The sequence below is a fragment of the Rhodobacter sp. NSM genome (genome assembly GCF_052244495.1).
Lineage (GTDB): Bacteria > Pseudomonadota > Alphaproteobacteria > Rhodobacterales > Rhodobacteraceae > Cereibacter_A.
Window position 1 is genome coordinate 117411 of the sequence record NZ_JBQPXH010000004.1, and the last position, 20392, is coordinate 137802.

Annotated in this window: 21 protein-coding genes; 9 read left to right on the plus strand and 12 right to left on the minus strand. The window is 69.2% G+C overall.

Going from position 1 to position 20392, the window contains the following annotated elements; translation table 11 throughout:
* Positions 1-67 precede the first annotated feature (67 nt).
* Together nifA and ACTVZP_RS10170 are read right to left on the minus strand one after the other, a co-directional pair.
* A complete protein-coding gene (gene nifA, locus ACTVZP_RS10165) occupies positions 68-1873 on the minus strand; it encodes a nif-specific transcriptional activator NifA (RefSeq protein WP_443212044.1) in 1806 nt (601 codons plus the stop codon).
* 297 nt (positions 1874-2170) lie between these two features.
* The gene (locus ACTVZP_RS10170; protein WP_443212045.1) at positions 2171-2566 is read right to left on the minus strand and encodes a rhodanese-like domain-containing protein; all 396 of its coding nucleotides are present in this window, start codon (positions 2564-2566) and stop codon (positions 2171-2173) included.
* A gap of 319 nt (positions 2567-2885) precedes the next feature.
* Between ACTVZP_RS10170 and ACTVZP_RS10175 the strand changes: the two genes are divergently transcribed.
* The 3 genes from ACTVZP_RS10175 to tmk are packed head-to-tail and all read left to right on the plus strand — an operon-like array spanning position 2886 to position 5549.
* Complete coding sequence (locus tag ACTVZP_RS10175; RefSeq protein ID WP_443212046.1) at positions 2886-3692, plus strand: SPOR domain-containing protein; 807 nt, start codon at positions 2886-2888, stop codon at positions 3690-3692.
* A gap of 18 nt (positions 3693-3710) precedes the next feature.
* A complete protein-coding gene (locus ACTVZP_RS10180; RefSeq protein WP_443212047.1) occupies positions 3711-4880 on the plus strand; it encodes a D-alanyl-D-alanine carboxypeptidase family protein in 1170 nt (389 codons plus the stop codon).
* 12 nt (positions 4881-4892) lie between these two features.
* Positions 4893-5549, plus strand: a complete 657-nt coding sequence (tmk, locus tag ACTVZP_RS10185) for a dTMP kinase (RefSeq protein ID WP_443212048.1) — start codon at positions 4893-4895, stop codon at positions 5547-5549.
* Positions 5550-5748: 199 nt separating this feature from the next.
* Here tmk and ACTVZP_RS10190 read toward each other — a convergent pair whose 3' ends face one another.
* The gene (locus tag ACTVZP_RS10190) at positions 5749-6363 is read right to left on the minus strand and encodes a hypothetical protein (protein WP_443212049.1); all 615 of its coding nucleotides are present in this window, start codon (positions 6361-6363) and stop codon (positions 5749-5751) included.
* A gap of 285 nt (positions 6364-6648) precedes the next feature.
* Between ACTVZP_RS10190 and ACTVZP_RS10195 the strand changes: the two genes are divergently transcribed.
* Positions 6649-6990: an SMR family transporter gene (locus ACTVZP_RS10195; RefSeq protein ID WP_443212050.1), complete on the plus strand. Its 342-nt coding sequence runs from the start codon at positions 6649-6651 to the stop codon at positions 6988-6990.
* A gap of 88 nt (positions 6991-7078) precedes the next feature.
* Here the strand turns inward: ACTVZP_RS10195 and ruvB are convergent, their stop codons facing one another.
* The 4 genes from ruvB to ruvC form a co-directional block, all read right to left on the minus strand.
* Positions 7079-8104, minus strand: a complete 1026-nt coding sequence (ruvB, locus tag ACTVZP_RS10200) for a Holliday junction branch migration DNA helicase RuvB (protein WP_443212051.1) — start codon at positions 8102-8104, stop codon at positions 7079-7081.
* A 130-nt stretch (positions 8105-8234) separates the two neighbouring features.
* Positions 8235-9134, minus strand: a complete 900-nt coding sequence (gene htpX, locus ACTVZP_RS10205) for a zinc metalloprotease HtpX (RefSeq protein WP_443212052.1) — start codon at positions 9132-9134, stop codon at positions 8235-8237.
* 177 nt (positions 9135-9311) lie between these two features.
* On the minus strand, positions 9312-9983 hold the full coding sequence (gene ruvA, locus ACTVZP_RS10210; protein ID WP_443212053.1) for a Holliday junction branch migration protein RuvA: 672 nt from the start codon (positions 9981-9983) through the stop codon (positions 9312-9314).
* Entirely contained in the window at positions 9980-10486 is a 507-nt protein-coding gene (gene ruvC, locus ACTVZP_RS10215) for a crossover junction endodeoxyribonuclease RuvC (protein WP_443212054.1), read from the minus strand. The genes ruvA and ruvC overlap by 4 nt, the downstream gene beginning before the upstream one ends.
* 320 nt (positions 10487-10806) lie before the next feature.
* Between ruvC and ACTVZP_RS10220 the strand changes: the two genes are divergently transcribed.
* Complete coding sequence (locus ACTVZP_RS10220; protein ID WP_443212055.1) at positions 10807-11019, plus strand: DUF1127 domain-containing protein; 213 nt, start codon at positions 10807-10809, stop codon at positions 11017-11019.
* Between the two features lie 135 nt (positions 11020-11154).
* Here ACTVZP_RS10220 and ACTVZP_RS10225 read toward each other — a convergent pair whose 3' ends face one another.
* The 5 genes from ACTVZP_RS10225 to ACTVZP_RS10245 all read right to left on the minus strand — a co-directional run bounded on the left by ACTVZP_RS10225 (position 11155) and on the right by ACTVZP_RS10245 (position 16834).
* Positions 11155-11505 carry a hypothetical protein gene (locus ACTVZP_RS10225; protein ID WP_443212056.1) on the minus strand — a complete coding sequence of 117 codons (351 nt, stop codon included), beginning with the start codon at positions 11503-11505 and terminating at the stop codon, positions 11155-11157.
* Between the two features lie 174 nt (positions 11506-11679).
* Positions 11680-12555, minus strand: a complete 876-nt coding sequence (locus tag ACTVZP_RS10230; protein WP_443212057.1) for a 50S ribosomal protein L11 methyltransferase — start codon at positions 12553-12555, stop codon at positions 11680-11682.
* 65 nt (positions 12556-12620) lie between these two features.
* Entirely contained in the window at positions 12621-13292 is a 672-nt protein-coding gene (msrA, locus tag ACTVZP_RS10235) for a peptide-methionine (S)-S-oxide reductase MsrA (RefSeq protein WP_443212058.1), read from the minus strand.
* Positions 13293-13349: 57 nt separating this feature from the next.
* Positions 13350-14582 (minus strand): MFS transporter, encoded by a 1233-nt coding sequence (locus ACTVZP_RS10240; protein WP_443212059.1) that lies wholly within the window; start codon positions 14580-14582, stop codon positions 13350-13352.
* Positions 14583-14641: 59 nt separating this feature from the next.
* The gene (locus ACTVZP_RS10245) at positions 14642-16834 is read right to left on the minus strand and encodes a primosomal protein N' (RefSeq protein WP_443212060.1); all 2193 of its coding nucleotides are present in this window, start codon (positions 16832-16834) and stop codon (positions 14642-14644) included.
* A 96-nt stretch (positions 16835-16930) separates the two neighbouring features.
* Between ACTVZP_RS10245 and fsa the strand changes: the two genes are divergently transcribed.
* The 4 genes from fsa (at position 16931) to ACTVZP_RS10265 (ending at position 20323) form a co-directional block, all read left to right on the plus strand.
* Positions 16931-17590, plus strand: coding sequence for a fructose-6-phosphate aldolase (gene fsa / locus ACTVZP_RS10250; RefSeq protein WP_443212061.1), 660 nt, complete (start codon positions 16931-16933; stop codon positions 17588-17590).
* A gap of 22 nt (positions 17591-17612) precedes the next feature.
* Positions 17613-18302, plus strand: a complete 690-nt coding sequence (locus ACTVZP_RS10255; RefSeq protein ID WP_443212062.1) for a DUF484 family protein — start codon at positions 17613-17615, stop codon at positions 18300-18302.
* Positions 18299-19219, plus strand: coding sequence for a tyrosine recombinase XerC (locus ACTVZP_RS10260; protein ID WP_443212063.1), 921 nt, complete (start codon positions 18299-18301; stop codon positions 19217-19219). The genes ACTVZP_RS10255 and ACTVZP_RS10260 overlap by 4 nt, the downstream gene beginning before the upstream one ends.
* Before the next feature lie 387 nt (positions 19220-19606).
* A complete protein-coding gene (locus ACTVZP_RS10265) occupies positions 19607-20323 on the plus strand; it encodes a CDP-alcohol phosphatidyltransferase family protein (protein WP_443212064.1) in 717 nt (238 codons plus the stop codon).
* Positions 20324-20392 lie beyond the last annotated feature (69 nt).

Sequence of the window (20392 nt, forward strand, 5' to 3'; positions counted from 1 at the left end):
CGGCGCATCCGTCGAAAAGCAGACGCCCCGGCAAGGCCGGGGCGTCGCGGATGTCGAAAGGCAGGTGTCAGAACTTCTCGACGCGGATGTTGTATTTCTTCAGCGCGTAGCCGATCTGCCGCGGGGTCATGCCGCGCAGGCGCGCGGCCTTGGCCTGCACCCATCCGGCGCGCTCCATCGCCTCGATGAGCGCCTCGCGCTCGGCGGCTTCTCCGTCCAGCGGCTGCGGACGCGCGGGCGGCACCACCGAGAGCGGCGGCGCAGCGGGCGCTTCGGGCAGCTCGGCTGCTGCCGGGGCCGCAGGCGGAGCAGCAGGCACCGGTGCCGGCGCCGAGGGCGGACGGCTTCCCAGCACGGGCAATTCCAGCGGCCCCTGCGCCAGCCCGCCCACCGGCGAGGCGCCGCCGGTCTGCAACCTCCAGAGATCCGCGGACAGGCAATGGTCGTGGTGGCAGGCCAGATCGTCCGCATGGATCACCGTGTCGGGCGACAGCGCCGCCACGCGGGCGATGCAATTCTCGAGTTCGCGCACGTTGCCGGGGAAGTTGCATTGCGCCAGCGCGGTAACGGCGGAAGGGTGCAGCTTCTTCTTCATGCCGTTGCGCTTGTTGAAGCGGTCGAGCAGTCCCTGCGCCAGCAGGCCGATGTCTTCCTTGCGGTCGCGCAGCGGCGGCAGCACGATCGGCACGACGCAGATGCGGAAATAGAGGTCGGCCCGGAACGTGCCGTTGGCGACCGCACGTTCCAGGTCCTTGTTGGTGGCCGTCACCAGCCGGACATCGACCCGCAGCGTGCGCGAGCCGCCGACGCGCTCGAACTCGCCCTCCTGCAGGATGCGCAGCAGCTTGGCCTGGAACTCGAGGCTGATCTCGCCGATCTCGTCGAGGAAGAGCGTGCCTCCGTCGGCCAGTTCGAAGCGGCCCTTCTTCTGCTGCACTGCGCCGGTGAACGAGCCCTTCTCGTGACCGAACAGTTCGGATTCGAGCAGCGACTGGCTCAGCGCCGCGCAGTTGACCTTGATGAAGGGCCGGTCGCGCCGGTCGGAGAGGGCATGCAGCGCGCGGGCGAAGACCTCCTTGCCCGTGCCGCTTTCGCCACGCAGGAGAACGGGCGTATGCGTGCCCGCCACCTTGCGGATCTGCCCGATCACCCGCTGGATCGCGGGGCTCGAACCGATGACGCCGTCGAGCGCTTCCGCGGGCGCCTCGGCCGGCGGCGCCGCGGTGGCCTCGGCGGCAACCCTTATGGCCTCGCGCGCCTCCTGCAGGATCCGGTCACGGTCCCTCGCCACCAGCCGCCGGAAGCGGATGGACTGCTCGAGGACGGCGGCCACCATGTTCATCACCCGGAGGTCGGTATCGAGGTGGCGCGCCCCGTTGTCCTTGAGGTTGCGGTAGGCGCAGAGGACGCCGAGCACGAAGGGCGTGCTCGCCTGATCCCGGATCGGAACGGCGATCAGGGCGTGCCGGCCGTCGTCGAGGCCGGGCGGCAGCGAGTCGGGGCCGAATTCCTGCAGGATGTCGCAGGAGACGATCGACACGCCGTTGCGGAAGACGTGGCGGGCGACCTGTGCGGGAATGGCCCGGCAGGTGCCGGGAGCCGTCGGCACGCCGGCCGCCGTCGCAGCCACGACGTAGGGATTGATATGTCGGGCGTTGCGCGACGATTCCGACTGCGCCCCCTCCTGCAACAGCGCGAGCGCACCGTGCCTGAGGCCCATGAAGGAGCCGAGGACCCCGAAGACCGAGGGCATGCGGGCGATCGGGTCGCTCGCTCCGGTCAGAAGCTTCGCGATTTCGCACAGGGCGTCGAGCGTGAGGTATTCCTCGCCCCGTTCGGCCGCTGCGCTGGAACCTGCCGCGGAAGTGTCCATCACAAGACCTCCGTCTTCATCGTACTCTTACAACTCATTTTCGCGCCTTGCGGCCCATATGTCCAACATGGCGGCAGGGCCTTCTCGCCGAAAGGCCGAGCCCGCACAATCGTCCGGCGAAAACACCGCAGGCGTGGAAGGGGTGGTGAATAATTGCTCAGCCGCTGAGCCAACTGCGCTCGGGCCGTGCGAATCGCGAAGCGTGAAATGCATCGGCGCCGACACCCCCTTCGTGCCGGTCGGCGGCTGCGACGGCCCCGGCGCTGCAACCGCGGCCGTGCCGGATGCCTCGTGCTGTCACATGCCGGGATCTATCGGGCCGTCGACCGGCCCGCCGCCCTCGGCCCAGTCCTTCAATCCGCCGAGGTTGTAGACCTCGGAGAAGCCCATGTCCTTCAGAAGCTTGCCCGCCAGCGCCGCGCGCCCGCCCGAGGCGCAGTGCAGCACGACCGGACGGTCCTTCCGCAGCATCGGGTCGTGATAGGGCGACTCGGGGTCGGCACGGAACTCCAGCATCCCGCGCGGAATGTGATGCGAGCCCTGCGCCCGACCGCTCTTCTCGATCTCGGGTGCATCGCGGATGTCGAGAAGCAGCGCCCCCTTGTCGGCCATCAGGGCCTGCGCGCGCTCTGCGTCGATCCGCTCCACCACCGCATTGGCAGCGGCCATCATGTCCTTGAGCGTCGTCGTCATCTTCTGTCCGTCTCCTCCGTCGCGTCCGGACGATCCGGCCGCCCTTGCAGCCGGAGCCTAGATCGGCCGCGTGCCCGCTGTCCACGCTACTCCCGCCGCACCTCGCCAGCCGGCGGAACCGCGCCCGGCGGCGCACGTGAAGGTGATGGCGGCGGGCCGCCCGCGGGCTGCGGCGGCCGCCCCGCCGCCCTTCCCAGCACAACGCTACGTGGCTATGATGCCGCCGCTGCAGGATGCCTGCGGCAGGGGCAGGAAGCCGTCCGACACGCGCGGTTCGGCAAGAGACGCGGAATGAACCCGCGCACCATGGGGGCGAGCAATGCGACATTCGGGGGTCCGGAACCTGGTTTTCATGGCGGCCGCCGGTCTGGCGATCGCGGCCTGCGACACGATCCGGCAGGCTACGGGCGGGGATGGTGCGGACGGGGCCTCGGCCGAGGCGGTCGTCCCGGCGTCCGCCGCACCCGATGCTCCGGTCGGAGCGGATGTCGAGGCGCCGGAGGCCTATCAGGCCACCGACAAGGCACTCTGGGACGGACGGCCATCGCTCGGCGGGGTCTGGGTCGCCTCGCCCGACGTGAAGGATCCTGAGCGCGTGAAGATGGTGAACCCCTCGAACGGCAAGTCGGTGGTGGGTGCCCTCTTCCGGCGCGAACGTGAGAATCCCGGGCCGAGGCTGCAACTGTCCTCCGATGCGGCCGAGGCCTTGGGCCTGCTCGCGGGACAGCCGGCAACCATCCGCGTGACCGCCCTCCGCCGCAAGGAGGCCCCGGCGTCCGCAGAGGCCCCTGCACCGCAGGCCACGCCCGGAGCCGCAGCGCCTGCCGCAGCCAGACCTGCCGCGGCCGCCACGCCTGCGCCCCCGGCCGCTACCGCCGCAGCCGCGGCGTCAGCGACGGGTGGCCGCTCGATCCGCGTCGGAACCTTCAGCAGGGAGGAGAACGCCCGCCGCGCCGCCGATCAACTCGCGAAGGACGGAGTCGCCGCCCGCGTCGCCGAGGCGAAGCAGGGCGACAAGTCGCTCTGGAGCGTCGTCGCCGGGCCGGCCGCTCCCGCCGATGCCCCCGCCCTGCTGAGCAGGATCAAGGGGCTGGGCTTCGACGACGCCTATCTTCTCGCCCGCTGACTGGAAAGGACGCATACCGTGTCGCTGCCTCGCCTCTTCCTCGCCCTCATCTTCGGTCTGCTCGCAGCCCTTCCCGCGCAGGCCTTCGACACGCGCGCCCGCGCCGCCTGGGTCTACGATGTGACGACACACACCGTGCTCCTGGACAAGAACGCGCACGAGCCGCTGCCGCCGGCCTCGATGTCGAAGCTCATGACGCTCAACATGCTCTTCGAGGCGCTGCGCGACGGGCGCGTCACGATGGAAACCACCTTCGCCGTCTCGACCAAGGCAAAGCAGATGGGCGGCTCGAAGATGTTCGTCGAAGAGCGCGACCGGCCCACCGTCGAGGAACTGATCCACGGCATCATTGTCAATTCCGGCAATGACGCCTGCGTGGTGGTGGCCGAGGGGCTGAACGGGACCGAGAGCGACTTCGCCCGGGCCATGACCGTCCGCGCGAAGGCGCTCGGGATGAACGACTCGACCTTCACCAACGCTTCAGGCTGGCCGGCGCCCGACCACCGGATGAGCGTGCACGACCTCGGCATCCTCGCCGTGCGCCTGATCGAGGAATTCCCTGAATACTATCCCTACTTTGCCCACACCGAGTTCAACTACAAGGACCGCGTGCCCTCCAACGCGAACAACCGCAACCCGCTGCTGCGGCTTGGCCCCAACGGCGACTGGACGGCCGACGGGCTGAAGACCGGCCACACGCAGGAGGCAGGCTACGGCCTCGTGGGATCGGCGGTGCAGAAGGACGGCCGCCGGATCGTCTTCGTCCTCTCCGGTCTTGCAACCGAGGCCGACCGGGCGCAGGAGGGCGAGCAGATCGTGAACTGGGCCTTCCGGCAGTTCGTTCAGAAGACGCTGGTGAAGAAGGGCCAGCGCGTGACCGAGGCCGACGTCTGGCTGGGCAATGCCTCGCGCGTGGGTCTCGTCCCGGCAGAGGACGTGAAGCTGCTCGTGCCTGCGCTGGTGCAGGAAAGCGTGACCGCCGAAGTGAGCTACACGGGCCCGCTTCGCGCGCCCATCGCCGCCGGGCAGGAACTGGCCGAGCTGGTGATCCATGTGCCCGACCTTCCCGATGCCCGTGTGCCGCTGGTGGCCGAGGGCAGCGTCGGAAGCGGAGGGTTGCAGGTGCGCCTGCTGACGGCGGCGAAGGTGCTCTACCGCCGCTTCATGGAGGAGGCGCCGGCCACCTGAGCCGGCGGCAGGATGCGCGCGCAGGGCAGCCTCTTTCTCGCGGTCGAGGGGATCGACGGCTCGGGCAAGTCCGGGATCGTGAAGCATCTTGCGGACCACCTGCGCGCCGCGGGCCGCGAGGTGGTTGTCACGCGTGAGCCGGGCGGCACACCCGAGGGCGAGGCGATCCGGGGTCTCGTGCTGGCCGGGGCCGATGAGGCCTGGGATCCTATGGCCGAGCTTCTGCTGATGACCGCGGCCCGGGTGCAGCACGTCCGCCGCCTTATCGGCCCCGCTCTGGACGCGGGCCGGGTGGTCCTGTCGGACCGCTATGTCGGTTCGACGCTCGCCTATCAGGGGACGGGGCGCGGACTGTCCGAGGGCTTCATCCGGTCGCTGCATGCCGAGGCCACGGGCGACCTCTGGCCGGACCTGACGCTGATCCTCGACCTCGACGCTGCCACGGGCCTCGCTCGCAGCCGTCGCCGCCTGACCGGAGAGGCCGTGGACGAGGGCCGGTTCGAGAGTCTCGACCTCGCGTTCCACGAACGCATCCGGCGCTCGTTCCTCGCGCAGGCGGCCCGCGATCCCGCGCGCCATGCGGTGATCGACGCCTCGGGCACGCCCGAGGACGTGCAGGCGCGCGCCCTTGCGGCGATGGAGCCTCTGCTCGCACCAACGGCCGAATAGCGACAGACTGCGCAGTTCCCGAGCTGGCGGCAGGATGCGCGGCTCGGGACCCTACGGGGACAATCGTCACCCTTCCCTTGGCAGCAATCGGTCGGCGGGCGCGGTGACCGGCTGCCAGACTGCGGCGGGCACCTGTTGTCCGACCAGTCCGGGACGCGACCCGAGCGCAGGGCGGCGGCCTCCGACAGCCGTCCCCCCGTCACCCCATCCGGGCTGCCAGTCGCAGGGAGTGGCTCGCATCGGTCGCCGACGCCGGCATCACGGGATCATAGGCGGCTCGGATCACGGCGGCGATCTCGGGCCGCAGGACCAGTTGACCGCCCGCACGGGCGAGAGGCGAGGTCTCGGCAAAGGCGCGATCTGACCAGAGCAGGATCGACTGCACCGCCTGACCCAACGACAAAGCGTCGGCGGGAAGGGCCGAGAGGTGGGCATCCATGCGCAGGAACACGAAGCAGGCCCGGATCGCGCCCGCGGCGTCGAAGCGGAAATGCCGATACTGGTTCGCGCCTGCCTCGCCCAGCCGGAGACAGAGCGGTGCCAGATCCGGAATCATCCGATCGAGTTTCGGGACCTGTGGCAGCTCCTCCCAGTCACGGAAGAAGAAGAACATGAGGTTCACCCCGAGTTCCGGGTCGGTCTCGGCCATCCGGTGTCCGGCGAGCGTCACGACGGCCTCGACCGCGCCCTTGACGGTCGAGAGCGTCGCATCCTCGACCCCGAAGACGACCGGCACGATGGGTCGCCCCCAGCGCGCGAAGCGATAGCTGCCATCCGCGCCGGTGAAGAGCGCCTCGACGTCCGAAGGTGTCATGATCGCCCTCCCTTGCTCGGCCGGGGACATAGGCGCTTTGCGCTGCACCGGCAACCACCTGCCCGCGTGCTGGGCGGCCGTGCCTCGAGGCACAGGCGCCGGATGGCAGACGTGGAGGCGAGCTTCGTTTCGAACCACCTCTCCCCCTGACCACCACCCGGCGGCGAAGGGGGAGAGCATTCGGTCTAGCGCGGGTGGGGACCGGATGCCGGCCGCGGCAATGCTGCACCCGATTGACTCTGCCGGAGCCGGACGGACAGGATGGCGCCTCTCCCGGAGATCGCCATGTCCCTTGCCACGACCTACGCCTTCCTCGTCTTTGCCATCTTCGCCGAAGTCGTGGCTACCACCGCGCTGGCGCGGTCGGATGGCTTCACGCGGCTTTGGCCCAGCGTGATCACGGTCGTGGGCTATTGCGTCGCCTTCGCCTGCCTCTCCGTCACGCTGAAGGTCATGCCGACCGGCGTCGTCTATGCCGTCTGGTCGGGCCTCGGCATCGTCTTCATCGCGGCCATAGGCTGGCTCGTCTATGGAGAGCGGCTGGACATGCCCGCGATCCTCGGTCTCGGTCTGATCCTTGCGGGCGTGCTGGTGGTCAACCTCTTCTCGAAGACCATTCCGCACTAGAGCCTGTCGGGCGGCGGCGGGCCCTTGGGCTGGCCGAAACAGACGAAGCTGCAGCCATCAGAAGGCGCGCCCGTCGAGCCTTTTCCCCTCAGCCGAACAGGTCGGCCTGCCCCGGCGCCTTCGGCGGATCGAGCCCCAGGTGCCGCCAGGCCTTGTGCGCAAGCATCCGGCCGCGCGGCGTGCGCTGGATGAGACCTTGTTGCAGGAGATACGGCTCGATCACCTCCTCGACCGCATCGCGGCTTTCGGAGAGGGCGGCGGCGATGGTCTCGATTCCCACGGGTCCGCCGCCGTAATTCTCGGCGATCAGGGCCAGATAGCGCCGGTCGCCAAGGTCGAGGCCGAGGTTGTCCACCCCGAGGCGCGTCAGCGCCAGGTCCGCGATGGCCTGCGTCAGCCGGCCGTCGCCCTCGACCAGAGCGAAATCGACCACCCTGCGAAGGAGCCGCCCCGCGATCCGCGGCGTTCCGCGCGCGCGTTTCGCAATTTCACGCGTGCCGGCCGGGTCACTGTCGACACCCATCATGCGCGCGCCCCGCGCCACGATCAGGTCAAGCTCGGCCTCAGTGTAGAACTGGAGCCGCGTGGGGATGCCGAACCGGTCGCGCAGGGGCGTGGTCAGAAGGCCGAGGCGCGTGGTGGCCCCGACCAGCGTGAAGGGCTGCAGGTCGATCCGCACCGTCCGCGCCGCCGGCCCCTCACCGATCACGAGGTCGAGCGCGAAATCCTCGAGCGCGGGATAGAGGACCTCCTCGACCACGGGCGAGAGACGATGGATCTCGTCGATGAAAAGGACATCGCGCGGCTCGAGATTGGTGAGGATCGCCGCGAGGTCGCCCGGCTTGGCCAGCACCGGACCCGAGGTCATGCGGAAGCCGACGCCCAGTTCCCGCGCCATGATCTGCGCGAGTGTCGTCTTGCCAAGGCCCGGCGGGCCGTGGAAGAGCGTGTGATCCATCGCCTCGCCGCGCATCCGGGCGCTTTCGATGAAGATGCGAAGGTTCGCCCGAGCCTCGGCCTGACCCACGAACTCCTCGAGCGACTGCGGGCGCAGCGCACGGTCCATGTCTTCGGGCAGCCGCTCGGGGCGGAGGGTCGGATCGGAACTGGTCATGCGCTCGCTCGGCCTTTGCCGGAACATTCCCCGAACGAGGCAATGGATGCAAGCGGGAAGCGCAGGCAGGCGGATATGGGCCCGCCGCTACGCTCCTTTGCCACCGGCGGCGGGACGGGGCTGACGACGATCAGCTCCAGGGGCCGCGGCGCGGGACCCGGGGGATCGACGAGCGTTCCTCGCCGGCTCCTGCCATGGCGCGGAGCGCGGCGATCCGGTTGGCGGTGTTCGGATGGGTCGCGAAAAGCCGGTCGTGACCCATGGCATGCAACGGGTTCACGATGAACATGTGCGCGGTCGCCGGGTTGCGCTCGGCCCGCGTGTTGTCGATGCGCTGCGCAAGCCCCTCGATCTTGGCCAGTGCCGAGGCGAGCCAGAGCGGCCGCCCGCAGATCTCGGCCCCGATCCGGTCGGCCTCGTATTCGCGCGAGCGCGAGATCGCCATCTGCACGAGGCCCGCCGCCATCGGCGCGAGGATCATCAGCGCGAGCGTGCCGATGAGTCCCATCGGCCGCTCGCCCTCCTCGTTCGACCCGCCGCCGAAGAAGAAGGCGAAATTCGCCAGCATCGAGATCGCGCCGGCAAAGGTCGCCGTCACCGTCATGAGCAGCGTGTCACGGTTCTTGATATGGGCAAGCTCATGCGCCACGACCCCGGCCACCTCCTCGGGCGTCAGCGTGCGCAGAAGCCCGCGCGTCACCGCAACCGCGGCGTTTTCCGGGTTCCGGCCGGTCGCGAAGGCATTCGGCTGGTCGGTCTCGATCAGATAGAGCTTCGGCATCGGCATCCCGGCCTTCTCGGCCAGACCCCGGACCATGTTGTAGAGATCGGGTGCGGCATGCGGATCGACCTCGCGCGCCCCATGCATGGAAAGCACGGCCCTGTCGGAGTTCCAGAAGGTGAAGAGGTTCATCAGCGCCGCCACGACCAGCGCGATGAGGGCGCCGCTCTGCCCCCCGATCAGCCCGCCGACGCCGAGGAACAGCGCCGTCATCACTGCCATCAGGATGCCCGTGCGAACGTAACCCATGAGTGCTTCTCCCATTGCCTGGAAACGCCGCGGATATGGGCGCGACGTGGCGCTGCCGCAAGATCCGCACCTGCTGCCCGAGAGAGCCTGGCCTGCCGGCATCGACGCCCGACGCGGCAGGGGCATCGCCCTGCCGACCGCCGTGACATGGCGCCGACACGGCGTGCCACTCCTGCGTCAGGACTTCGGTGCGAGCAGCTTCAGGGCTGCGCGGATCAGGCCGGCCGCATCCGCATCGGGGTTGTCGCCCGAGGCTTGGGCCACCGCCTGCGCGGCATCCGTGGGCTGGTAGCCGAGGTTCGTCAGCGCCGAGAGAGCATCGGCAGTATGCGTCGGGCGCGGCGGGGCGGCGGGCGAGGACGGAGCCTTGCGCCGGGGCGTCGTCGCGGGCGCCTCGTCCCCCTGCGGCACGGCCCTCGCCGGAGCTGCCCCGCCCATCACCATGAGCGCCGGCGCCTTGGTCTTCAGCTCCATCACCACGCGCTGCGCGATCTTCGGCCCGATGCCCGGCGCCGCCTGGATCGAACGCGCATCGCCGAGGCTGATCGCCCGCGCCACGCCATCGGCCCCGAGCGCGCCGAGGATCGCCATGCCGGCCTTGGCCCCCACCCCCTGCACGGTCATCAGGAGCCGGTGCCATTCCTTCTCGATCATCGTGGGAAAGCCGAAAAGCTGCAGCAGATCCTCGCGCACGACCAGCTCGGTATAGAGCGCCACACCCTCGCCGAGCCCCGGCATCGCGGCCAGCGTGCGGTCCGAGACATGGACGATGTAGCCCACCCCGCGAACGTCGATCAGGACGTGGTCCGATCCGCGGAAGTCGAGGATGCCCGAAATCTTGCCGATCATCGCGCGGCCTTCGCAAGTGCCGCCTGGAGCCGGCCCGAGGACTGGACATGGTGGGCGTGGCAGATGGCAACCGCCAGAGCGTCCGCCGCATCCGGTCCGGCAAGGTCCACGCCCGGCAGGTGCAGGCGCACCATGTGCTGGATCTGCTCCTTGGCGGCGTGTCCCACACCCACGACCGTCTTCTTCACCGCGTTGGGTGCGTATTCCCCGACATCGAGCCCCGCCTGCGCCGGCACCAGCAGCGCGATGCCGCGCGCCTGGCCCAGCTTCAGCGTCGCGACCCCATCCTTGTTGACGAAGGTATGCTCGACCGCTGCCGTGTCCGGGGCGAAGCGGGCGATGACCCGTGTCAACTGGTCGTGCAGCGATAGCAGCCTCTGTGCCAGGGCGCCCGAATCGGAATGACAGATTCCGTTCGCGACATGGGTCAGACGGGTGCCCGCGACGTCGATCACCCCCCATCCCATGTTCCGCAGACCGGGGTCGATGCCCAGAACCCTCATGACGATCCCTGCTTCCTGTTGCCGCAAGGGCTAGCACGAAGCGAGAACACCCGCCAGCGCCTTCGGGAGGTTTGCCCTCGGAGAGGCAGATCGGCAGCATGGGATGGCCGGAAAGCGACGCTTCCTCCACGTGATGCGACGGCGCGGAGGCGCCCGCCAAGCATCCGGAAAACAAGACGTTTTCGTGACTGAGAGCCTTGCGTTTTCTGCAATGCAGCATTGCAGCGAGAGTGATTGCCGACAAGAAGATGCCGGATTATCTGCCGGATCAGACGCAGTGATGCTGCGATCTTTAGCAGTTTATAAAAAGGACAGACGCCATGGCCGCCTTCGAGACGACCCCTCCGGCGCCCTTCGGCGCCATCTCCACCTTCCACTTCGTGCAGCGCGTGAGCGACCTCGTCGCGACCGTCGTCGCCTGGAACGATGCCCGTGCGACCCGCGCCGCGCTGTCGAAGCTCAGCGATCGCGAACTCGATGACATCGGTCTCTGCCGCGGCGACATCGAGGACATCTGTGCGCTCCGCCGCTGAGGACGAGCAGGGGACGGGACGCTCCCACCCGGACCATCTGCCAAAGGCCGCATCCCCAAGGGACGCGGCCTTTTTTCTTGCCCTGCATACGCGGCGCGCCACAGATGCGGAGGCCGAAGGTGACGGAGAGACGTCCTAGAGCGACGGAAGAAGGGCGGCGAGGCGCTCGGCGACGAGACGGGACCCGGGATCCGGCTGCATGAGGAAGCTGCCCATCCGGTCGAAGCCCTCGCCGGTGGCGAGCAGATCGACACGCTCCTGATAAGCGTCGGGGCCGATCCGCCACAGAAGCGCGCCTTTCATCCCGATCACGCAGAGGACGACCACGAGCAGCGGCCCGACGAGACGCGGGCGACTTCTCGTGGCCTTGACGTAGTGAGACCTGCCCAACGTGCCTTCCGCCTCGAAGCCGAAGCCCTTCGCATGGGCGGCCTCGATCCGCGAGATACGCTCGCGGAAGTCGGCGAGGTTACGATCCATCGACATGCCCATGCTCACGATACTCGCCCCCGAAATCATCGAGACAGGCTAGGCGGAGAAGATGGCGAAAACGGGGCCGTGCCTGTGGTGCCGGCCTCACGGCTGCGCCGGAGGAGATCTTTCCCGCAGGACGCGAACGACCGTCTGCCCGGATCGCGGCGGAGGTGCCGGATTGTCCGCTCAGCGCCGCCGCATGACGAGGCAGCACCACTCTCCGAGATCCTCGCGCGAGGCGAGGTCGAAGCCCTCGGACAGGTAAGCCTCGATGATCGATTCGGCCTGCACGACCAGAAGCCCCGACAGGATCGCAAGCCCGCCGCCCGGCGCCACATGGGCAGCCATGGCGGGCGCAAGTTCGATCAGCGGTCCCTTCAGGATATTGGCGAAGACGAGGTCGAACGGAGCCGCCGCCGCGATGTCGGGATGGTCGAAGCCCGCAGCCTCGCGGCAGGCGACGCGCCCCTGAAGGTCGTTGATCGCGACATTCGCCTCGGCCACCTCGACGGCGACCTCGTCGATGTCCGAGGCGATCACCAGAGCTTCGGGAAAGACCCGCGCGGCGGCCATGGCCAGGACCGCGGTGCCGCAGCCGACGTCCGCGACCCTGCCCGGCCGGATGCCCTGATCGACCAGACGGTCCAGCGCACGGAGGCAGCCCAGCGTCGTGCCGTGATGCCCCGTTCCGAAGGCCACGGTCGCCTCGATCTGCAACGCGACGCGCCCCTCGGGCACCTTGTCGCTGTCGTGGCTGCCGTAGACGAAGAACCGTCCGGCCTCGACCGGAGACAGCTCGCGGCGGACCTTGGCCACCCAGTCGATCTCGGGAAGTTCGGAGAGCGCGAAGGGCTTCGCGCCGAAGGCCGTCGCCAGAAGCTCGAGCACAGCCTCCGACGGCTTTTCGAGGAAATAGGCGCCCACCTCCCAGAGACCCGACCCGTCCTCGATCTCGAAGACGCCCACGCCGGTCGGCTCCGGCTCCATCTTCTCGAGCGCGTCGGCCAGATCCTCGGCGGCATCCTCGCCATCGAGCGTGGTCAGAGCGGAATAGGTGGGCATGGGGCGCGGCCTCCGGTGCGGTCGGGGCGGGCCTAACCCCGCCTCCGCCCCGCGTCAAGCGCCGGTCAGCGCGCGACCCCTGCGCCGACACCGGTTCCGATCGGACAGGACACGCCGGTTCCGCCGATCCCGCAGTAGCCGGCCGGGTTCTTCGCGAGATACTGCTGGTGGTAGGCTTCGGCGAAGTAGAAGGCAGGCGCCGGACGGATCTCGGTGGTGATCCTGCCGCGTCCCGCCGCACTCAGCGCACCCTGATAGGCCGTGAGGCTGGCGGCAGCCGCCTTGGCCTGCTCTTCGCCATAGGTATGGACCGCCGAGCGATACTGCGTGCCGCTGTCGTTGCCCTGCCGCATGCCCTGCGTCGGGTCGTGATTTTCCCAGAAGAGCTTGAGCAGCATCGCATAGGAAATCACCGACGGGTCGTAGATGACGCGGACGACCTCGGTGTGTCCGGTCCGGCCCGAGCAGACTTCCTCGTAGGTCGGATTCGGCGTGTAGCCCCCGGCATAGCCGACCATGGTCAGCCAGACGCCCTCCGGCACCTGCCAGAACTTGCGCTCCACGCCCCAGAAGCAGCCCATGGCGAACACCGCCTCGGCCATGCCGGCGGGAACGGGCGATTTCAGCGGCAGACCCGAGAGGAAATGCGTCTCGGCCGTGGGAATGGGCTCCGCACGCCCCGGCAGCGCCTCGCCGGGCGACACCATCTCGGACTTCTTACGGTTGAGCAGGAACATGATGCGGCCTCCGGTTGACAGGAGACGAATATAGTCGCCGGAAGCCGCCGCTGCGAGTCACGCTGCCGGCACCGCAGGCGGCCGCGCGATCACCGTCTCGTATCCTGGTTCGGGATGGCGCGGGATCAGCCGCGACAGGCCCAGCGACAGCAACGCCATGCCCGCGGCGAGCAGGAACACCGAAGCGGGCTCGGTCACCCAGAGATAGCCGAGCGCCGCCGGCAGGAAGACCGCCGCGATGTGGTTGATCGTGAAGGCGACCGCGGCGGTCGGCGCGATGTCGGCCGGATCGGCGATCTTCTGGAAGTAGGTCTTGAGCGCGAAGGCCATGCCGAAGAACAGGTGGTCGATGACGTAAAGCACCGCCGCCACCGCCACGCCCCAGCCGAAGGCGTAGATGCCGCCGTAGGCGAGGAAGACGAGGGTGAGGCCCGTATGCTCGATCATCAGCATCCGCCTCTCGCCGTGCCGCTGCACCATGCGCCCGATCCAGGGCGAGGCCAGCATGTTGACGAGGAAATTGATCAGGAAAAGCCCCGTGACCTCGTCCACCTCGAAGCCGAAATGCTCGACCATCATGAAGGCCGCGAAGACGGTGAAGATCTGGCGCCGCGCCCCTGCGAGGAATTGCAGCAGATAATAGAGCCAGTAGCGGCGGCGCAGGACCATGCGCTTGTTCTGCGGATGCGGCGCCTCGAACTGCGGGTAGAGCAGCAGGGCCGCCAGCGCCAGCAGCGCCGTCAGCCCGCCCGAGGCAAGATAGACCGTGTCGTAGGAAAGGTCGAAGGTCCGCCAGGTCAGAACGATGAGCCCGTAGGCCACGAGCGACGCGCCCGCGCCCACCGAGGCGATCCAGCCGATGGTCCGCGGCGCGGTCGCCTTTGGCAGCCACTGGAGCTGCAGGCTCTGGTTGACGGTCTCGAAGTAGTGGAAGCCGATCGAGGAGAGGAGCGTGATGAAGAGCATCCCGCCGAAGCTCGGGAACCAGGCGGTGATCGCGGTCGCGACGCCGAGCAGCGTGAGGGACACCAGCGCCAGCACCTGCTCGCGCACGAAGAGGAGGATGGCGATGACCCCGATGGCGAGGAAGCCCGGGATCTCGCGGACGGTGTGCAGCCAGCCGATCTCGACGCCGGTGAATCCGGCGGTGTCGATGACGAAATTGTTCAGCAGCGCCGACCAGGTCGAGAAGGCGATCGGCATGGCCGCCGCCATGAGGAAGAGGAGCGCCTCGGGCCGCCGCCAGATGGGCAGCTCCTGCGTCCGGGAGAGGGGCACGGTGGGAATCATGCGTCCTGTTACCCCCTGCCGGCGTTCAAGGCGAGAGGGCTGCTGAAGCTGCGGAGAGGTCAGAGAAAGCTCTGCGGATCGATGTCCACCGCAAGCCGCAGGTTCGCGGGCAGCTTCACCTGTGCCAGCCATTCCGCAATGGCAGCTTGCAGCGGCGCGCCCTTCTGCGCCTTCACCAGAAGCCGCACCCGGTGACGCCCCCGCACCCGGGCGATGGGCGCCGGCGCGGGACCGAAGACCTGCGCCCCGATCCGGCGCAGCGGCGCGTCCGCGCGCGAAAGCTCCGCGCCGGTGTCGAAGACCTGCGCCACATCGGGCGAGGAGAGGATGATCCCTGCGAGCCGCCCGTAGGGGGGCATCCCGGCCACCCTGCGCTCCTCGGCCTCGGCCTTCCAGAACGCTTCCTCGTCCCCGCCCAGAATCGCCCGGATCACCGGATGCTCCGGCTGGTAGGTCTGCACCAGCGCCACGCCGCGACGCTCCGCCGATCGCCCCGCCCTCCCGGCCACCTGCCGCACGAGCTGGAAGGTGCGCTCGGCGGCCCTGAGGTCCGAGCCCTGCAGCCCGAGATCCGCGTCGATCACCCCCACCAGCGTCAGCAGCGGAAAGTTGTGTCCCTTGGCGACGATCTGCGTGCCGATGATGATCTCGGCCCCGCCCTCGGCGATCGCGGCGATCTGCTCCTTCAGCGCGCGCGCCGAGCCGAAGAGATCCGAGGACAGCACCGCCACCCGCGCCTGCGGAAAGCGCTCCGCCACCTCTTCGGCCAGCCGCTCGACCCCCGGCCCCACGGGCGCCATCCGCCCCGCGACCCCGCAGGAGGGGCAGGCCTCCGGCATCGGCTTCGTCGCCCCGCACTGGTGGCAGACGAGGCGCTTCTGGAACCGGTGCTCGACCATGCGGGCGTCGCAATGGTCGCAGCCGATCTGGTGGCCGCAGGCCCGGCAGATCGTGACCGGCGCATAGCCGCGGCGGTTCAGGAACAGCAGCGACTGCTCGCCCCGCGCGATCCGCGCCTCGACCGAACGCGCGAGCGTTCCCGAGATCCAGCGGTTCGCCGGCAGCTTCTCGGGCCGCATGTCGAGCGCGTGCATCTCGGGCAGTTCCGCCGCCCCGAAGCGCGCGCCGAGGTCGAGACGCGCATAGCGGCCCTGCGCGGCATTCACCCAGCTTTCCAGAGAGGGCGTGGCCGAGGCGAGCACGGCCGGGCAGCCGCAGATCGAGGCGCGCAGCACCGCCATGTCGCGCGCATTGTAGAGCGCGCCCTCTTCCTGCTTGTAGGAGGTGTCGTGCTCCTCGTCGACGACGACGAGGCCGAGGTCGCGAAAGGGCAGGAACAGGGCAGATCGCGCACCGGCGACGAACTGCGCCTGCCCCTCGGACACCATCCGCCAGAGCCGCCGCCGTTCGGTCGCGGTCACGCCCGAGTGCCATTCGGCGGGCCGCGCGCCGAAGCGGGCCTCGACGCGGGCGAGGAACTCGGATGTGAGCGCGATCTCGGGCAAGAGCACCAGCGCCTGCCGGCCGCTGCGCAGGCACTCGGCCACCGCCTCGAGGTAAACCTCGGTCTTGCCTGAGCCGGTGACCCCCTTCAGAAGCGTCGTGCTGTAGCCGTCCGCCGCCACCGCCGCGACCAGCGCCTCGGCCGCAGGCACCTGATCGCCCTCGAGCCGCACGGGCGCCGCGCCGGGATCGAGCGGCGGATAGGGCAGGTCGCGCGGCGCCTCTTCCTCGAGGATCGCGCCCACCTTCACGAGACCCTTGACGACCGAAGTCGTGACCCCCGCCTCGGCGCAGAGTTCCGACAGCGTCACCGGCGCACCGCCATAGGCCGCCAGCGCATCGAGCACCCGCTGGCGTGGCTCGGTCAGGCGCGCAGGCTCGTGCCCCGAGGCGCGGTAGATGCGCCGCACGGCTGGCGGATCCCCGAGCCCCGGCGCACGCGTCGCCAGCCGCAGCATCGCGGGCAGCGGCGTCAGCGTGTAGTCCGACGCGCGGGCGAGGAACAGCCGCATCTCCTCCCGCATCGGAACCGCGTCGAGCACGCGCTCGATCCCGCGCAGCTTCGCCGCGTCGAAGCCGCCCTCGCCCGGCCCCCAGACGACGCCCGTCACCCGCCGGGGCCCGAGCGGCACGACCACGTAGTCGCCGAGGCCACAGCCGCCCTCGGGCGCGCGGTAGTCCAGCACGCGGCCCAGCGGCTCGGTCGTCAGAACCCCTACCCGTTCGCCCTCCGCGAAACGACCCTCCACGCCCGGCTTCCCTTTTCCCCTGCGCCTCGATGCGCTATTACACCGCAGACGGCGGGGACGACACCCCCGCGGAACCCCGAGCCAAGGAAGATCCCCATGAAATTCTTCGTCGACTCCGCCGACGTCGCGGCAATTGCCGAACTCAACGCACTGGGCATGGTGGACGGCGTGACAACGAACCCGTCGCTGATCCTGAAGTCCGGGCGCAACATCCTCGAGGTGACGAAGGAGATCTGCGATCTCGTCGACGGACCCGTCTCGGCCGAGGTCGTGGCCGCCTCGGCTTCCGACATGATCGAGGAGGGCCGCCACCTCGCCGAGATCGCGCCGAACATCGCCGTCAAGGTGCCGCTGACCTGGGACGGCCTCAAGGCCTGCAAGGTTCTCTCGGACGAGGGGCGCATGGTCAACGTGACGCTCTGCTTCTCGGTCAACCAGGCCCTTCTGGCCGCCAAGGCGGGCGCGACCTTCATCTCGCCTTTCATCGGCCGGCTCGACGACATCAACATGGACGGCACTGAACTCATCGCCGACATCCGTCAGGTCTACGACAACTACGACTTCAAGACCCAGGTGCTCGCCGCCTCGATCCGCACGCCGAACCACGTCGCCGAATGCGCGCGCATCGGCGCCGACGTGATCACCGCGCCGCCCGCCGTGATCAAGGGCCTCGCGAGCCACGTCCTGACCGACAAGGGGCTGGAACTCTTCAACGCCGACTGGGCCAAGACCGGCCAGAAGATCCTTCTCAAGTAAGCTTCGGATCGGCGAGGGCGGCATGATCGAACAGGACCTGCGCGACAAGATCCTCGCGACCCCCGAGATGATCCTCGAGGACCGCGACCTGATGAAGGCCCTGATCGCGGCGAACGAACGCGCGATGGGGGAGAACGTCATCGACCTGCGCGGGATCGCGATGGAGCGTCTGGAAGGCCGGCTCGACCGGCTCGAGGACACCCATCGTTCGGTCATCGCCGCCGCCTACGAGAATCTCGCCGGCACCAATCTCATCCACCGGGCGATCCTGCAGATGCTCGATCCGCTGGGCTTCGAGGAGCTTCTGGTGAACCTGTCGGGCGAGGTGGCCCAGACACTGAGGGTGGAGAGCATCCGTCTCGTGCTCGAGACGGCACAGCGCGAAGCCGACCCGGCGCTCGACCGGCTGGAGGGCATCCTGCATGTCGCCGAGCCGGGCTTCGTCGCGGAATACATGTCGGGGGGCCGCAACGTGTCGCTCCGCGCGGTGACGCTGCGCCGTGTCCTGCCCGGCGCGAGCCTCTACGGCGACCTCTCCGGCCGCATCGCCTCCGAGGCGCTGATGCGGCTCGACTTCGGCCGAGGCCGGCTGCCGGGGATGCTGGCCATGGGGTCGGAGGATCCCGACCACTTCAAGCCGACCCAGGGGACTGACCTGCTCGCCTTTTTTGCCGGCGTCTTCGAGCGGACGATGCGCCGCTGGCTGTCGTGAGCCTCGCGATCCCGCCCGCCGCGCGCGATGCGCTGGAGGCGTGGATCGCGCATCAGCGGGTGATCGACGGTGCCTCGCCGAACACGATCCGCGCCTATACGGCCGATGTGACGGGCTGGCTCGTGTTCCTCGCCGGGCATCTGGGCGAGGGCTACGGCCTCAGGGCGCTGGCGTCGACCCCGCATTCCGACCTTCGCGCCTGGATGGCGCATGAGCGCGCGCGGGGCCTGGGCGCCCGCTCGTTGTCGCGGTCCCTCTCGGCGGTGCGCCAGTTCACCGGATGGCTTGCCGAGCGGGAGGGCGTCGATGCGACCGCCGTCCTGTCCGCCCGTGGCCCGAAGTTCCGGCGCAAGCTGCCAAGGCCCCTGTCGGAGGGGGACGCGAAGGCCCTTCTCTCCACCGTGGCCGAGGATGGTGCCGAAGACTGGATCCGCGCCCGCGATCTCGCGGTCGTGACGCTCCTCTACGGCTGCGGGCTGCGGATCTCCGAGGCGCTGGGGCTGCCCGCCACGGCCCATCCGCTGCCCGAAGTGCTCCGCATCACCGGCAAGGGCGGCAAGGAGCGGCTGGTGCCCGCGATTCCCGCCGCACGCGAGGCAGTGGCCGCCTATGCCGCGCTCTGCCCGTTCGAGCTGACGTCGGGCAGCCTCTTCCGGGGCGCGCGCGGCGGACCGCTGAACCCGCGGCTCGTGGCCAGGGTGATGGAGCGCGCCCGCGCAATCCTCGGCCTGCCGCCGAGCGCGACCCCCCACGCGCTGCGCCATTCCTTCGCCACACATCTCCTGAACGCAGGCGGCGACCTCCGCGCGATCCAGGAGTTGCTGGGCCATGCCTCGCTCTCGACCACGCAGGTCTACACGGCGGTGGACGGCGCCCGCTTGATGGAGGTCTACGCCCGCGCGCATCCGCGGGCCTGAGCCTTCGCAAGCGCCAGAGTATCGGATCCGAAACTGCCACCGACGCGGCTTGTCCGACGTTTCGCCAAAAAGACCGCCAAGCCTGTCGCGAAAAGCCACGAACGGACGTCCGGTGCGGCCGCAGGCCGCCCTTGGCTCGTCCGACGGCACACGCCCGTGCCCTGCTCGCAGGTCGGGGCCGATGATCCCTATGGGACGCGCCGGTCATAATGCCCCCTTGCCCCGACCCGCCGGTCGAGGCTTCTTCCGCGGCAGCGCCGCCTGCGGGGGTTCGATGCCCCAGCAGGCGGCACCCCCCGCGCTCGGATCGCCCTCCGCGCCGGAATGCCGCCATCCGGCCCGGCGCGACGTCCCGCCTGCCCCTCGCGCCTTGCCTCATGGCGGCGGATGCGGCATGAGGGGGCCATGAATGCACGCCTGAAAGCCCTGTTCGTCCATCTGCTGACCGCCACCGGGGCTGTTCTCTCCATGCTCGCCATGTTGGCGGCCGTCGAGGGAAAGTGGAGCCTGATGTTCCTCTGGCTCGTCGTGGCGCTCTTCGTCGATGGCATCGACGGGCCTCTCGCGCGCCGCTACGACGTGAAGCGCAACTGGCCGACCTACGACGGGGTCCTGCTCGATCTGATCATCGACTACCTCACCTATGTCTTCATCCCCGCCTATGCGCTCTTCAAGTCGGGCCTGCTGACGGGGTGGACCGGCTGGCTCGTGATCATCGTCATCGTCTATGGCTCGGCGATCTACTTCGTCGACACGCGCATGAAGACGAAGGACTATTCCTTCGCGGGCTTCCCCGCCTGCTGGAACATGGTCGTGCTGGTGCTCTTTGCGATCTCGCCGGGCGAATGGACGATCCTCGGGATCGTCCTGGCGCTGACCGCCGCCATGTTCACCAACCTGAAGTTCATCCATCCGGTCCGGACAGCCCGCTGGCGGATGGTCTCGCTGCCCATCGCCTCCGCCTGGGTGTTCTTCGCCGCCTGGGCCGCCTGGGTCGAATTCAGCGAGCAGAGCTGGGCCCACTGGGGACTGGTCGTGACCTCGATCTACCTCGTCCTCGCCGGGATCGCGCAGCAGGTCTTCCCCGAACGCGCGCGCACCTGAGAACCGGACCCAAGGGGCGGCAACGCGCGATTGCGCAGGATCCGCTCCGACCGGATCGCCGCCGTGTTC

Excerpts from the sequence above, each read along its gene's own strand:
- nifA (WP_443212044.1), bottom strand. The coding sequence starts at position 1,873 with ATGGACACTTCCGCGGCAGGTTCCAGCGCAGCGGCCGAACGGGGCGAG.
- ACTVZP_RS10170 (WP_443212045.1), bottom strand. The coding sequence starts at position 2,566 with ATGACGACGACGCTCAAGGACATGATGGCCGCTGCCAATGCGGTGGTG.
- ACTVZP_RS10175 (WP_443212046.1), top strand. The coding sequence starts at position 2,886 with ATGCGACATTCGGGGGTCCGGAACCTGGTTTTCATGGCGGCCGCCGGT.
- tmk (WP_443212048.1), top strand. The coding sequence starts at position 4,893 with ATGCGCGCGCAGGGCAGCCTCTTTCTCGCGGTCGAGGGGATCGACGGC.
- ACTVZP_RS10190 (WP_443212049.1), bottom strand. The coding sequence starts at position 6,363 with ATGACACCTTCGGACGTCGAGGCGCTCTTCACCGGCGCGGATGGCAGC.
- ACTVZP_RS10195 (WP_443212050.1), top strand. The coding sequence starts at position 6,649 with ATGTCCCTTGCCACGACCTACGCCTTCCTCGTCTTTGCCATCTTCGCC.
- ruvB (WP_443212051.1), bottom strand. The coding sequence starts at position 8,104 with ATGACCAGTTCCGATCCGACCCTCCGCCCCGAGCGGCTGCCCGAAGAC.
- htpX (WP_443212052.1), bottom strand. The coding sequence starts at position 9,134 with ATGGGTTACGTTCGCACGGGCATCCTGATGGCAGTGATGACGGCGCTG.
- ruvA (WP_443212053.1), bottom strand. The coding sequence starts at position 9,983 with ATGATCGGCAAGATTTCGGGCATCCTCGACTTCCGCGGATCGGACCAC.
- ruvC (WP_443212054.1), bottom strand. The coding sequence starts at position 10,486 with ATGAGGGTTCTGGGCATCGACCCCGGTCTGCGGAACATGGGATGGGGG.
- ACTVZP_RS10220 (WP_443212055.1), top strand. The coding sequence starts at position 10,807 with ATGGCCGCCTTCGAGACGACCCCTCCGGCGCCCTTCGGCGCCATCTCC.
- ACTVZP_RS10225 (WP_443212056.1), bottom strand. The coding sequence starts at position 11,505 with ATGTCGATGGATCGTAACCTCGCCGACTTCCGCGAGCGTATCTCGCGG.
- ACTVZP_RS10230 (WP_443212057.1), bottom strand. The coding sequence starts at position 12,555 with ATGCCCACCTATTCCGCTCTGACCACGCTCGATGGCGAGGATGCCGCC.
- msrA (WP_443212058.1), bottom strand. The coding sequence starts at position 13,292 with ATGTTCCTGCTCAACCGTAAGAAGTCCGAGATGGTGTCGCCCGGCGAG.
- ACTVZP_RS10240 (WP_443212059.1), bottom strand. The coding sequence starts at position 14,582 with ATGATTCCCACCGTGCCCCTCTCCCGGACGCAGGAGCTGCCCATCTGG.
- fsa (WP_443212061.1), top strand. The coding sequence starts at position 16,931 with ATGAAATTCTTCGTCGACTCCGCCGACGTCGCGGCAATTGCCGAACTC.
- ACTVZP_RS10255 (WP_443212062.1), top strand. The coding sequence starts at position 17,613 with ATGATCGAACAGGACCTGCGCGACAAGATCCTCGCGACCCCCGAGATG.
- ACTVZP_RS10265 (WP_443212064.1), top strand. The coding sequence starts at position 19,607 with ATGCGGCATGAGGGGGCCATGAATGCACGCCTGAAAGCCCTGTTCGTC.